Consider the following 14,112-nt stretch of genomic DNA (forward strand, 5'->3'; position numbering starts at 1 on the left):
TTGTTTATCTTTTGTTTTTAACTTTTCAAAGATAACATTCTTGGGACTTACACACTTTTTGGGGACAGTATCACCCTTATATTGACATTCACATTTATGGCGATAGCAGTTTTGGTGTATTCGTTTTTTCGGGTACAATATTTATGCGAGACGAATTCTGGCGTACACACTTTTTAGATCGCACTCACTTTTCGGGACACTACCAAATCGAATTTTTAGTAAATCCCCATAGCCTCTTCAATAAGACTATACTTTTCTTTTATTAAAAAGAGGGTGTGTCAAAACTAATTTTTTTGACGCACCCTATTATTTTGCGACAAAAGCCCCAACTTTCACAAGCTGGGGCTTTTCTATATCATAAAGATTTTGTATCTTTATGTATATCAATAAATTAACTATGACAAAGATACAATTTCGTCCATACATACACAATAGGTCAATGCTTTTTCCTCAAAGGCTTGACGAGGATATTTGTGCTAATGATCCAGTGAGAGTGGTCAATGCCATTATCGATGCTATTGAGATTGAGAATATTAAGGGCTTGTACAGTAAGATAGGTCGCCACCCCTACCACCCCAAGATGATGCTCAAGGTGATTATCTACGCCTACATGAATAACATCTACTCGTGCAGGAAGATTGAGCAAGCCCTCAAAAGAGATGTCCACTTCATCTGGCTTGCAGGGTATGAAAAACCAGATTTTATCACCATCAATAGGTTTCGTAATCGTGTAAAAGGAGAGATCAATAAGGTCTTCTCACAGATGGTATTGTTACTTGCAGAGAGAGGTTTTATCAGTCTTGATGTGGAGTATATCGATGGCACTAAGATAGAATCCAAAGCCAATAAATACACCTTTGTGTGGCGGAAGAGCGTGGAACGAAATCGAGCCAAACTTCAGGAAAAGCTAAAGGCATTGCTCTCTCAAATCGATGATTGTATTGCTCAAGAGAATAGCGAGGGTAGCGAAGAAGTAGAGATTACAGCGGAACAACTTTCAGAGCTGGTGACCACCTTCAAAGCAGAACTAGAGAGAACCCCGGAACCAGTCAACAAGGAGGAGAAAAAGAAAATAAGAGAGAGGAAGAAGCAGATCAAGCAACTAGAAGAGCATAAGGCTAAACTTATGGAGTATGACGAGAAGCTGGAAAAACTCGAGGATCGCAACTCCTACTCCAAGACCGACCCCTCTGCCACCTTTATGCGTATGAAGGAGGATGCCATGAGAAATGGTCAAACCAAGCCAGGTTACAATTTACAAATAGCTACGAATCAGCAATTTATTACCAACTTTGGACTCTTCTACAATCCTACTGACACCCTCACATTTATCCCTTTTCTTCAATTCCACCAAGACCGTTATGGTGATTTGCCCTCTACTGTTGTAGCCGACTCTGGCTATGGCTCGGAAGAGAACTATCGTTTTATGGAAGAGTCTGGTACAACACCCTTTGTCAAATACAATCGCTTCCATATTGAGCATCGTCCTCGCTATAAGCCCGACCCATTTCAGCCCTCATCGCTATACTACAGCAAAGAAGGAGATTACTATGTCTGCCCGATGGGACAAAGGATGAGGCGTATCGGGACAAAGAGAGGCAAGACAGCAAGCGGATACACTACTGAGAGTGCGAGATATAAGGCTGCGAGGTGCAAAGGATGTCCACTCAGAGGACTATGTTTTAAGGCAAAAGGCAATCGAATCATAGAGGTCAATCACAGACTCAATGAGTACAAAAAGAAAGCAAACCAACTCCTTACCTCCGAAGAAGGACTAAGACATCGAGGACGACGATGTGTAGAGCCAGAATCAGTATTCGGTCAAATGAAATACAATATGAGCTACAAACGCTTTCGACACTTCGGTCAAGACAAGGTCACTATGGACTTTGCCTTCTTTGCCATAGCATTCAATGTCAAGAAACTATGCTCTATGATGGCGAAAAACCCAAAAAACATGGATAATACACCTCATTCTTGCCCAAATCATCCATTTTTAGTCACTAACAACCTACTTTTAGAGGAAAACCAAATTCTAAAACATCTCGTAGCTGCTTAGGACACACCCTATCAAAAAAATTGAGGATGCATCAAAACTAGGTTTTGACACACCCTCTTTTAATAACATATGTTGTAGCTAATAACTACAATGAATAACTTATTACATTGTGCTTAGTTTATCTTCGATTTTAGCACGCTCTTCCTCCATACCAAGCACATAGTAGCAATTGCTAAGAGCTCTTAGGAAATCTTGATTATCAGGCTCTAATTCAATCGCTTTCTCAAAGAATGGGATTGATTGTTTGAATAGCTTTTCACTCTTCACTGTAGCTTCTTTATATTTCTCTTGGTCAGAAAGGTCCACGTTATTAATTAATGCGTGTCCAGCGTTAAAGTGACATCTACCAATACCAAAGAAGCCTTGTGCATAAGTTGGATCTATCTCAGTGGCCTTTGTATAGTATTCAATTGCCTTGTCAGTGTCTTGATAACCATTCTCATATAAAAATCCATATGTATAATACAATTGAGCATTGTCCGGATGTTCGCTAATAGCTATGTCTAAGTAGCTCTTAGCTTCATCTAGCTGATTTTGCTTAATGTAAGCATCAATGATATTATTCACATAAAAAGATTCTTCTGGGAATAGTGCGGCACCGTCCTTAAGAGTCTTAATAAAGTTCTCATTGTCCTTAGCATTATAATATTGAAGGGATAGCAACTGATATACATCATTCTGACGATACTCTATATCTTTAATACTCTCAAATGCCTTAATAGCATTTTCTGCATTATCTTCAATTTGTGATGCAGCATAAGCATTAAAGAAGCCAATCTGCATACTTAAAGAATCACTTTGAGATACAGGACTATCTTTGAACATTTCCATCTTCTTTACATCCAAGAATGCTTGAAAATACTCGTTAGCCTCTTTAAACTTTCCATCATCAAGGAAGGTGGCACCACCATTAACGAGTAGTTGATAGTATGTAGAAAGAGGACCAGAGATTTTCTTTTCGAACTTATTACGTGAATCAAGTTCGTTTGTCTTTCTATAAAACTTAACCATGTTCATCAAGTTATTATAGAATACATCCTCTTTGATTTCTTGGCCTAGCTGCATAGCTAGATAATCTTTCTCCACAGCTTTCTCTTCTACAAGACCTGCTACATACCATGCGTATGGGTCATTAGCTGTTTCTTCGTTTGTGAGAGCTGGTTCAATTAATTTACGAGCCTCTACTAAGTCGGCCTTATCTTTTTTTACCATGCGTTCGACAGACTTCACAAGTTTTTGCTGTCCCATTGCAGGAAATGCCATTAGAAAGCTAAGTGCTATTAAAATAATTCCTTTTTTCATATCTTTCACTCTTTGGTTTGATTATTATTATTCTCGTTTAATTAGCTTCAATGCTCCAAATTTAATAATTAAATTTGATTTAGCATTATATTAAAGAGATTGGTACTAATATGATGTGTACAGACACATCAGGTTTAATATTACATTGGCTATTACTCGTCGAGATCAGTCTCCTCCTCACCTTCGAAATCAATGACTCCATCCTCATCTGCCTCTATAACACCTTCGTCAATATCCTCTACCTCAGGCTCCTCTTCATCAGATAAAACACGGCATGTGCTAGCAATCTCATCACCTCTTTTGTCAAGGTCAATCAGTTTTACACCCTGTGTATTACGGCCTAAGACTGAAATATCAGACATACTGGTACGAATAACCACTCCACTCTTATTGATAATCATAATATCATGCTCATCAGTAACATTGTGAAGCGAGATGAGCTCTCCAGTCTTCTCTGTGATCTTTAGAGTAATTACACCCTTACCACCTCTATGGCGGACAGGATAATCCTCTATATCTGATCGTTTGCCATATCCATTCTTTGAGATGACTAAGACAGTTTCAGCCTCCGAATCCTTAATACAGATTGCCCCAATAACCTCATCATCATTGTTTTGCAAGCGAATACCTCTTACACCGGTAGAAGAGCGTCCCATAGACCTCAGATCGCTTTCATGGAATCGAATGGCTCTACCCATGCGTGTCCCGATTACAAAATCACATTTACCGTTAGATAGTCTCACACTAACAACCTTGTCATCATCCTTTAGGTTAATAGCAATGATACCGTTACTACGAGGCCTAGAGAAGTCTTTCAATCTTGACTTCCTAACCGTTCCATCTTTAGTAAAGAAGGTCAGATAGTGGCTTTGTACAAAGTCTTCATCAGTAGTCAGATTCTTTATTCTTATGACGGCTGTAACTCTATTATCGGTATCGATATTAAGTAAGTTCTGGATGGCCCTACCCTTAGAGTTCCTAGCTCCTTCTGGAATCTCAAAGACTCTCAACCAATAACATCTACCCAATTCAGTAAAGAAGAGTAAAGTAGCGTGCATTGATGCTGCATAGATATATTCCACGAAATCATCATCTCTCGTATCAGATCCCTTTGCACCTACGCCACCTCTACCTTGAGCTCTAAAGGCTGCTAGAGGAGTACGCTTAATATATCCGAAGTGTGAAATGGTAATAACCATATCATCATCAGCATAAAAATCCTCAGGATTCATATCGGCAGTAGCATATACGATATCGCTCTTACGCTCGTCGCCATATTTCTCGATAATAGCCTTCAGCTCATCACTAATGATAGAATAGAGGAGATCCTCGTTTGATAGAATTTCCTTGTAATATTTAACCTTACCTTGAACCTCTTCATACTCAGCATGTAGTTTATCAAGCTCCATGCCAGTAAGCTGACCTAGACGCATTTCCACGATAGATCTAGCTTGAATTTGAGAAAGATCAAAACGCTCTATCAGACGCTCCATTGCTTCTGTTTGTTTCTGAGAAGCTTTAATAATTGCGATTACCTCATCGATGTTATCAGCCGCTATTATACGACCTTCAAGTATGTGTAGTCGTTCTTCAGCTTTTCGCAGGTCATACTGAGTACGACGAGTGACAACTTCATGCCTATGCTTTACAAACTCTCCGATCAAGTCCTTTAGGTTAAGCAGTCGAGGACGTCCATCAACAAGAGCAATATTATTTACACTAAAGGAGCTCTCTAGTGTTGTGTATCTATATAGTTTATTTAGGACAACCCCTGCATTCGCATCGCGTTTGATATCAATCACGATACGCATACCTTGTTTGCCACTACTCTCATCTTGTACGTTGCTGATTCCTTCAATTTTCTTGACCGTAGCCAACTCCGCAATAGACTTAACAAGATCTTTCTTAACAACTCCATAAGGAATTTCGGTGATGATGATCTGCTCATGCTGACCCTCCACCTCTATCTCAGCCTTACCACGAATGACGATTCTACCTCTACCTGTAGTAAAGGCATCTTTTACTCCTTGGTAACCATAGATGGTACCACCTGTTGGGAAGTCAGGAGCCTTAACGTAAGTCATAAGCTCCTCAATGGTAATCTCTCCTCTCTTATCGATGTAGGCAAGAGTACCATTTAGAACTTCTGTCAAATTATGAGGGGCCATATTAGTAGCCATCCCAACGGCTATACCTGAGGCACCATTAACTAAGAGGTTTGGAATTCTTGATGGCAAAACACTAGGCTCACTATTAGAGTCATCGTAGTTAGGCACCATATCCACGGTCTCCTTATTAATATCTGCTAACATCTCCATCGCTAGAGGTGCTAAGCGACTCTCGGTATACCTCATAGCAGCAGGTCCATCCCCATCAATGGAGCCAAAGTTTCCGTGAGGATCTACCAAAGTATAACGCATGGACCAATCTTGTGCCAACCTTACTAAGGCCATATATATAGAGCTATCACCATGAGGGTGGTACTTACCCATTACATCACCTACGGTACGAGCACATTTTTTATAAGCTTTGTCTGGCGTATTTCCCAGTTCATTCATCCCATATAGGATTCGTCTGTGTACAGGCTTAAAGCCGTCCCTTACATCTGGCAGGGCACGACTTACGATGACCGACATAGCATAGTCGATGTACGCAGACTTCATCTGTTCCTCCAAGTTCACCTCGATGATCTTGTCGTTACTCTGAAAATCGTCTTGCATTATTATATAAATCTTATTTTTAATACGAGAGAGGCCTTATAGTCGCCTCTCTCGTTTGTAATTTACTTCCTCAAAGATACCTATTTTTGCTCAAAAATACACATTCTCCGATTAGAGAAATCACCTAAAGTTCAGTCTGTACAGGGTTCATTTTCAACCTTGCATTCAGATCTCGCCATATTGGTAGCTTTTCATTCATTGCTGACTTAAAATCTGATCCATGCCCTGGGATAAGAATATGCAAAAGCTCTTGTGCAACAATGTATTCAATACATCCCAATGGATATTTAATTAATTCGATATTAAATGATATGTGCCGAGTGCGTCTGTTACAGCTGCCCCATATAGTTTTTTGTTTTCTAAAAGCATACCCAGATATTTTCACACCCCATATTCCTTCCCATTTAGTTATCAATGGGTCTAGTTCATTCTTAAGTCTTTCGCAATAATAATCATATATGGCACGTTCTCTATCTTCCCTACTACTATTATCAGTAATTTCAAGAATCATAGAGTTACCCTTAAGATAAACGTTTGGTCGCTTTCTAACTTCCTCATTTATTTGCAGTACATAATGTTCACCCAGAAAAGGCAAAAGCTCACCATCAACATATTCCAGAGGATAACCACTTTTTTCAATGATTCTATTAATCGCACGTTGGACAAAGTCCTGTTTAGTCAATACAAAACGACTAATATACTCATCACCACATCCCAAAGGAGCGGAAATAACAACTCTCCCCTCTGGTGGTAATACCCTCAAGTACAACCCTTTGATATTCTTTCTAGTCACATGCACTTGGAAATCCCCTATAGTCAGGCATGATGTCTCTTGACAACTACTCAAAACGAAGAGATTTTGATGGTTTGATATTGGAAATAATAGAGGTTGGGATCAATATAAATAGAAAGACTAGCAAGAACACCAAAATATTGATCAGCAATAAAACTTTTACGTCGATAACAATAGGGACATGAGTCATGTAGTACTGAGAAGGATCAAGCGTAATAGGCTGCCAATATTTCTGAATAAAGGCAATAGATAGAGCTAAAGCATTCCCCCATATTATTCCCTTAAATAGAATTGTAGATGCCATTAGTATAAAGACCTTTCGCAAAGAGGAATTTCTCTGACCTAGAGCCTTCAGAGTAGCAATAGCTCTAACCTTCTCCAGAATGAGTACCACCACACCTGTAATAATAGTCATCCCAGCAACTGCGATCATCAGACCTAATATCAGCAATACATTTGCATCCAATAGGTTGAGCCATCCGAATATACTATAATTCAACTCCTCTACAGTAAACATAGCATACCTCTCAGACTTATTAGCTATATTTCTATCCGCAAGCACGGGATATAACTTATCATAGACCTCCCCACTTGCATCTGTTTTACTAAGCGTAATAGTAATGCCACTAACCTCATCATCTGACCAGTCCTTAACCTGCCTTAGTACACGTTGATCAACGATTGAGATATTTCCATCATAATCATCAAAGCCAGTCTCAAAGAGCCCTACGACAGTAAACTTCCTAACTTTCATACGATTATCTAGGAGAAAAGAGCTAACAAATGTGTCACCACATTTTATATTCAAGTGATCAGCTATTTTCTTTGATATCATTACCTCGTCTGTCACTTCTCCAGAAAAATTGGGCAAGCGTCCTTCCTTAAGGTAAGATTGAAAAAAAAAAGCATCGTAATTAGCATCTAGTCCATGCATCAAAACAGCCTTATAGGCAGAGTCCACTCGGATAAGAGACATTTCATCTATGAAGGTATTGACGAGAGCTTTTGGGTCGATATCCGATGATGCCACACTAATCTGAGAAAGCAGTTCATCGGAAATAGACAATGGTAGATAATATTGATTAAAAACGTTATCAGGGTTTGAAATCCTAACGGTGCCACTAAAGCCATTAATCTTACTTTGGATCTCTTGCTTAAAGCCATGAACAATGAATAATGAAAGGAGGATAAGCATGACCCCTAATCCTATTCCAATAGTGGAGATCCTAACCACAGGACGTAATCTCTTCTTACGTCGCGTCGTGTTACTTTCCTCTTGATAGAGAAAGCGTACTGCTAATATTTTCTCTAATTTCATCTCTGTTATTCAATTTCCTTTAAGCACGTACCCGCTAGACTATACAATCTAGCGGGTACGATACACATTTCCTATATTGATTCCTTAATCATCAATCACAGCTGTCTTCATATAATCAATGTACTCCTTACTATATGCACCCTTATTGTGCTTTTTCTCTTTCTTCAAAATGGTTGAAAGAACGAGTACACCCACTATTCCCGAAACGATCGTACCTGCAAATATACCTAGTTTTGCTTCATTTAAAAGAATTTCACCAGTTTCTCCTAAGCCAGAATATGCTAAAGTTGCAATGAATAAGGAGACCGTAAACCCGATTCCTCCAAAGATTGACACCCCAAAGAGATTCCACTTAGTAATCCCAGGAGATAGATGAATAAGCTTAAGCTTTGAGAAAAGGCAGGTAAAGCCGAAAATACCAATAGTCTTTCCTACAAATAGGCCCAAGAAAATCGCCAACGGCAGACCAAATAATTCACTGGCAGAGACACCACCTAACGCTACACCAGCATTAGCAAATGCAAATAGTGGAAGAACCACATAGTTAACGAACGCATTTGTTTGCTGCTCCATGATCTGAACTGGGCTAATTGATCTGAGGAGTCTCCTTTCCGTTCTAAGTATCTCCTCTATCTCATCGTCACTAAGGAAATCCCTAACCACATGATCTGGCTCACATGCAATCTCCACACGTTCTGTCAATAACTTCAGATCTTCTCTTAGGTCTCGTGGTCGAATAGTTGGTTTATATGGAATACTAAGAGCTAATAATACACCAGCAATGGTAGTGTGAATTCCAGAGTGTAAGAATAGAGACCACACTATAAAGAATATAAAGTAATAAATCCCTGAACGAACAACACCTTTCTGCCCCAGTATATAAGCGATTAAGACGAAACTTAATCCTAAGACTAATGGCACTACATTGATTCCAGATGAATAAAAAATAGCGATAACCAAGATACCGACGATATCATCCACTACGGCCAAAGCCATGAGGAAAATCTTTAGTGTTGCGGGTACTCTCTTCCCAAGCAAACCTAAGACGGCCAAGGCAAAAGCAATATCTGTTGCCATCGGAATAGCCATACCACGCATTACTGGCTCAGTATGGCAAATGGATAGGAAAACCAATACCGGTACGATGATCCCACCGAATGCAGCGACTACAGGCAATAAGGCTTTCTTAAAACTTGATAATGAACCAATGGTCATTTCTCGCTTAATCTCTAATCCGACAGAGAAGAAGAAAATAGCCATCAATGCATCATTAATAAACTCAGCAGCGGTCATCGGACGGCCAGCAATCTTGAAGAAAGAATATCCCCAAACCTCTAATGTTACAGGGGCATTAAGAATATTATCATACAATTCTTTTAGTCCTGTATTTGCAAAAATGATTGCTAGAATAGCAGCCAAAAACAGGAATACCGAGGGGTTTACACTCATTAACCACGTGTAAAACTCTCTCAAAGGGTTACTTTTCTCAGTTGAGACAGACTGTGTCATACTTTATGTATATATGTGTCAATTTGATAATTATAATTGTTTATCTCTCGGTCACTTCCACCTTTTTTGTAGGTGGGAGCTGTTGATTTCTCTTATCTACAGCTGAGATTACATTCTCAGCAAGTTTCCTAAATGACAATCCCATGATGGTCTCATCATTAAGTGCTATCGGAGCCCCCTTATCTGCAGACTCCCGAACACTCTGAACCAATGGAAGTTGTCCCAATAGTGGAACATTCAGCTCTTCTGCCAACTTTTTACCGCCCTCTTCACCAAAGATATAATACTTATTCTGTGGTAACTCAGCTGGAGTAAACCACGACATATTCTCGACAATACCCAGAATAGGGACATTAATCTTATCATCCCTAAACATACTTATCCCCTTTCGTGCATCGTCTAGGGCAACGTTCTGAGGTGTCGTTACTACTATCGCTCCAGTAAGGCCAACCGTCTGTATAATTGTTAGGTGAATATCAGAGGTGCCCGGAGGCAAATCCAATAATAGATAATCTAACTCACCCCAATTACCCTCTGTGATTAACTGACCAAGTGCATTTGATGCCATAGATCCACGCCATACAATAGCACTATCTTTTTGTACAAAAAAACCTATGGAGAGCATCTTTACTCCATAATTCTCAGCAGGCTGGATATAGTCATGACCATCAATAGAAACGACCTCTGGCTGTGCATCCTCGAGGTTAAGCATTCTAGGCATAGACGGACCAAAGATATCGGCATCTAATAGCCCTACTTTATACCCCATTTGAGAGAGAGCTACAGCAAGGTTAGCCGTAACCGTACTCTTGCCTACTCCACCCTTACCGCTACTTACAGCTATTATATTCTTAACCTTAGGTAATACAGATGTATTTTTGGAAGGTACTGGATCTGGAAAGATTGGGGTGATATTACCCTGTATATCGATCTCATCCGAAACAAAGGTAAGGATAGCACTCTCAGCCGCCTTAATAACCGACTTGTGAAGTGGATCTTTAGCCTTTTTAAAACGAATAGAAAATGACACTTTATTGCCATCGATAACAATATCATTTTGCACCATTCCATTCGATACAATATTCCCCTCTTCGCCAGGATATCGTACCGTCTTTAACGCATCTATTATTTCTTGAATTTCTATTTTGCTCATTATATTGGATTTATAAAATACATATCATATGTTCAACTCACTTCTTTGATTCCTACCGTAACTCCGATAGGTGTCATAAGGAATATCAATATCTGGCTCCACCCAACGGTCAGGCAAATCTGCAAGCGAAATCCGCAAGTATTTGATATCAAGACCTCGTGCCAACCACTGTCGTTCGTAATATGTTTGAATTTGCCTCAGGTCACTCCCTCTTTCCACCTCCTTATATACATCTTGATAATCCTCAAGTATCGTAAGGTGATTTGCATCAGCTACCGCCTTTGTATATAAATAGAGAAACGAGCTATCACTCTTAAGATTCAAGATCTTATCTCCACCCAGTATCTCACAATAACTAATCAAAAAGCGTGTACTTGTGAGTCTTTTTCTAGTCTTTTTCATCTGTGGATCCGGAAAAGTCAACCAGATCTCAGACACTTCTTCAGGACCAAAAAAGTGTGGTAAGAACTCTATCTCTGTTCTTAAAAATCGAACATTTGGTAATTGCTCATCTTCGGCTTTCATCGCACCATTCCATATCCTATTCCCCTTGATGTCAATTCCTATGAAATTAACATGTGGATACTTCCGAGCCATGCCAAGGGTGTACTCACCCCTACCGCAGCCCAGTTCTATGACGATCGGATTAGTGTTCATAAATACATCTTCGTTCCAGTGTCCTTTGTAAGGAAATCCATCTTCAGACTTTAATACTGAATATGGGTACTGTAACACAATATCTAACTTATCAAGATCGGCAAATTTAGCAAGTTTATTCTTGGCCATAATTTCTCACTTTTCCCTATTATATCTTCACAAAGATACCCAAAGATAAAGATTATAGCTACACTTCATTTAACTTTTTTCTGCATAATTAATTCTTGAATCCCCAATAATTCACATTACACAAATTAAGCCAATATCGTTATCCAACTAATAAATCATTTTTATCTCAGTTTATGAAATTTGCTTTCAATTTGCAAGCTATTATTTTAAAAAAGCCTATCCAAAGGCTATTATATGATTTATAAATCACTAACACAAAATAGATAATCTAGGTGTGTTAAAACGAAATCATGAATATCATTTTTGAGGGATAAAATCAGTACAATTTTTAGTTATATAATAAAGAAATCTTTCATATGAAAAACAATTCTTCTTCTCATAAGAAACATTTACGTTTCCTATTGGAAGAATTTCCGAGCTAAATAGAGCTTATTTTACAATTGCATACTTTCATTTCGTGATGAATCTTCTTATCAGAATTATGTAATTCAGTACCCCTCTCTCCATTTATGCAGATTCCGATATCTCCTTGAGACGATAAGTTGTCTATTTGATGTTTATGTTGTACTGAGAACATTTACTCATGCGTTCTACTATTAGCTAATATTTAACGGCAAAAAGTCTGTAAAAAAATAAGTAACTTTGCACCCAAGAAAGAAGATTTAGACGGATATTTTTATCATTTTTACGAGAGACAAGGATATTATTAATTCTATTAGGTTATGAATGAACTTTTACAACAAATCGATACGACAGAGATTGCAAGCGTCTTCATGGTACTATTTGCCGTAATTGATATAATTGGAGCTATACCAATTATCATTAGTCTCAGGAATAGAGGGCAGAAAATAGAACCTTTCAAAACATTTTTTATTTCATCCGTCATCCTCGTCGGATTTCTATTCTTTGGAGAGTGGTTACTATCTTTCCTTAGTATCGATGTGAAGAGTTTTGCAGCAGCGGGTGCTATCATTTTATTCTTACTCGCCTTTGAGATGATTTTTGGCATTGAGTTTTTCAAAAATGACAGTCCTGCAGGTGCGGGGACGCTTGTACCTCTAGTATTTCCTTTGATAGCTGGAGCTGCATCATTCACTACTCTACTATCTTTTCAGGCACAATACTATATGATTAATATCATATTAGCAACATTACTTAACATGTTTGTTGTCTGGCTAGTTTTGGCAAAAATTGACGTTGTAGAGAGGATTGTAGGAGCTGGAGGAGTGTATGTCCTGAGGAAGTTCTTTGGCGTCATCTTGATGGCGATGTCCGTTAAGCTATTCACAGAAAATATTTCTGCTCTTTTGGGACAAATATAACAATCCCAATTAAACCAAATATAATACAATGATACTAAAGCAGTTGTCACTTACCAACTTTAAAAACATTGAGGCTACAACACTTCAATTCTCCGATAAACTAAATTGTATTATCGGATCAAATGGGATGGGTAAGACTAATCTGCTTGAAAGTATCTATTACCTTTCCTTTACTCGTACTAATCAATACCTACCGGAATCGATGCTTATTCGTCATGGAGCTGAGTTAGCTGTCGTGGATGCCGAATACGAAATGTTTGAGAAAAAAGAGCATCTATACATTGGTATGAAGCTTGGTAAGAGTAAGGTTTTGAAGAGAAATAAAAAGGAGTATGCCAAGATGTCCGATCACATCGGCATATTTCCTCTCGTCATGATTGCCCCAAGTGATATAGATCTCATCAGGGGGGGGAGTATAGAGCGGAGAAGCTTTATGGATCAAATAATCTGTCAGGAATCAAGAGCATACATGAATGCAGCTCAGGCGTACAAGGGGCTTCTAGAGCAGCGTAATGCGATGCTTAAGATCAACTTTGGCATGGATCTAGGATTGCTTTCTATCCTTAATCATCAGCTAGCAGAGCAGGCTGAAATTATCATGAAGTATAGAGTAGATTGGCTGGATAGAATCTCTCCCCTATTCCTTAAGTATTATCATTTCATATCGGATTCTAACGAGCCTGTGATGCTTGGGTATGCTCCGTCCTTGGAGGGGAGTTCGTTCCTTGCAAATGATTTTGTACAAGCTTGGGAAAATGGGTTACAAAAAGATCTGGCCCTTGGTTATACTTCTATCGGACCACATAGGGATGACTTAGAGATGTTGATTGATGGGGTCTTAATCAGAAAGATTGGCTCTCAGGGTCAGAATAAAACGTTTATGGTAGCTCTTAAATTTGCACAGTACGAGTTACTCCGACTATTACATCCTAATAACTACCCTATCCTAATCCTTGATGATGTCTTTGATAAACTAGATGAGCGTAGGGTGGATAGAATCGTGCAATTGGTTTCTGGAGCAGATTTTGGTCAAATCTTTATGACAGATACTAACCGTAATTATCTTGATCAGATCCTTCAACGACTAGAGAATAAGTCTTACAGTATATTTCATGCTGAAAATGGGAATTTCATGACCACCAAGTAAAGA

Annotated in this window: 10 protein-coding genes; 3 read left to right on the forward strand and 7 right to left on the reverse strand. The window is 38.9% G+C overall.

Annotated elements, in window-relative coordinates; genetic code table 11:
• Window positions 1-397: 397 nt before the first annotated feature.
• Window positions 398-2,059 (forward strand): IS1182 family transposase, encoded by a 1,662-nt coding sequence (locus QYZ87_00380; GenBank protein ID MDN4752994.1) that lies wholly within the window; start codon window positions 398-400, stop codon window positions 2,057-2,059.
• 102 nt (window positions 2,060-2,161) lie between these two features.
• Here QYZ87_00380 and QYZ87_00385 read toward each other — a convergent pair whose 3' ends face one another.
• The 7 genes from QYZ87_00385 to trmB form a co-directional block, all read right to left on the reverse strand.
• Entirely contained in the window at window positions 2,162-3,361 is a 1,200-nt protein-coding gene (locus tag QYZ87_00385; GenBank protein MDN4752995.1) for a tetratricopeptide repeat protein, read from the reverse strand.
• 152 nt (window positions 3,362-3,513) lie between these two features.
• Window positions 3,514-6,081, reverse strand: coding sequence for a DNA gyrase subunit A (gene gyrA / locus QYZ87_00390; GenBank protein ID MDN4752996.1), 2,568 nt, complete (start codon window positions 6,079-6,081; stop codon window positions 3,514-3,516).
• A gap of 124 nt (window positions 6,082-6,205) precedes the next feature.
• On the reverse strand, window positions 6,206-6,874 hold the full coding sequence (locus tag QYZ87_00395) for a SprT family zinc-dependent metalloprotease (protein ID MDN4752997.1): 669 nt from the start codon (window positions 6,872-6,874) through the stop codon (window positions 6,206-6,208).
• 46 nt (window positions 6,875-6,920) lie between these two features.
• Window positions 6,921-8,192, reverse strand: a complete 1,272-nt coding sequence (locus QYZ87_00400) for an ABC transporter permease (GenBank protein ID MDN4752998.1) — start codon at window positions 8,190-8,192, stop codon at window positions 6,921-6,923.
• A gap of 84 nt (window positions 8,193-8,276) precedes the next feature.
• Complete coding sequence (gene nhaA, locus QYZ87_00405; GenBank protein ID MDN4752999.1) at window positions 8,277-9,641, reverse strand: Na+/H+ antiporter NhaA; 1,365 nt, start codon at window positions 9,639-9,641, stop codon at window positions 8,277-8,279.
• A gap of 100 nt (window positions 9,642-9,741) precedes the next feature.
• Window positions 9,742-10,854 (reverse strand): Mrp/NBP35 family ATP-binding protein, encoded by a 1,113-nt coding sequence (locus tag QYZ87_00410; GenBank protein MDN4753000.1) that lies wholly within the window; start codon window positions 10,852-10,854, stop codon window positions 9,742-9,744.
• Window positions 10,855-10,878: 24 nt separating this feature from the next.
• On the reverse strand, window positions 10,879-11,640 hold the full coding sequence (gene trmB / locus QYZ87_00415; protein MDN4753001.1) for a tRNA (guanosine(46)-N7)-methyltransferase TrmB: 762 nt from the start codon (window positions 11,638-11,640) through the stop codon (window positions 10,879-10,881).
• A gap of 722 nt (window positions 11,641-12,362) precedes the next feature.
• Between trmB and QYZ87_00420 the strand changes: the two genes are divergently transcribed.
• Together QYZ87_00420 and recF are read left to right on the forward strand one after the other, a co-directional pair.
• Window positions 12,363-12,962 (forward strand): MarC family protein, encoded by a 600-nt coding sequence (locus QYZ87_00420; protein MDN4753002.1) that lies wholly within the window; start codon window positions 12,363-12,365, stop codon window positions 12,960-12,962.
• 28 nt (window positions 12,963-12,990) lie between these two features.
• The gene (recF, locus tag QYZ87_00425) at window positions 12,991-14,109 is read left to right on the forward strand and encodes a DNA replication and repair protein RecF (GenBank protein ID MDN4753003.1); all 1,119 of its coding nucleotides are present in this window, start codon (window positions 12,991-12,993) and stop codon (window positions 14,107-14,109) included.
• Window positions 14,110-14,112: the final 3 nt, after the last annotated feature.

This window comes from Porphyromonadaceae bacterium W3.11, assembly GCA_030434245.1.
Lineage (GTDB): Bacteria > Bacteroidota > Bacteroidia > Bacteroidales > Porphyromonadaceae > Porphyromonas_A.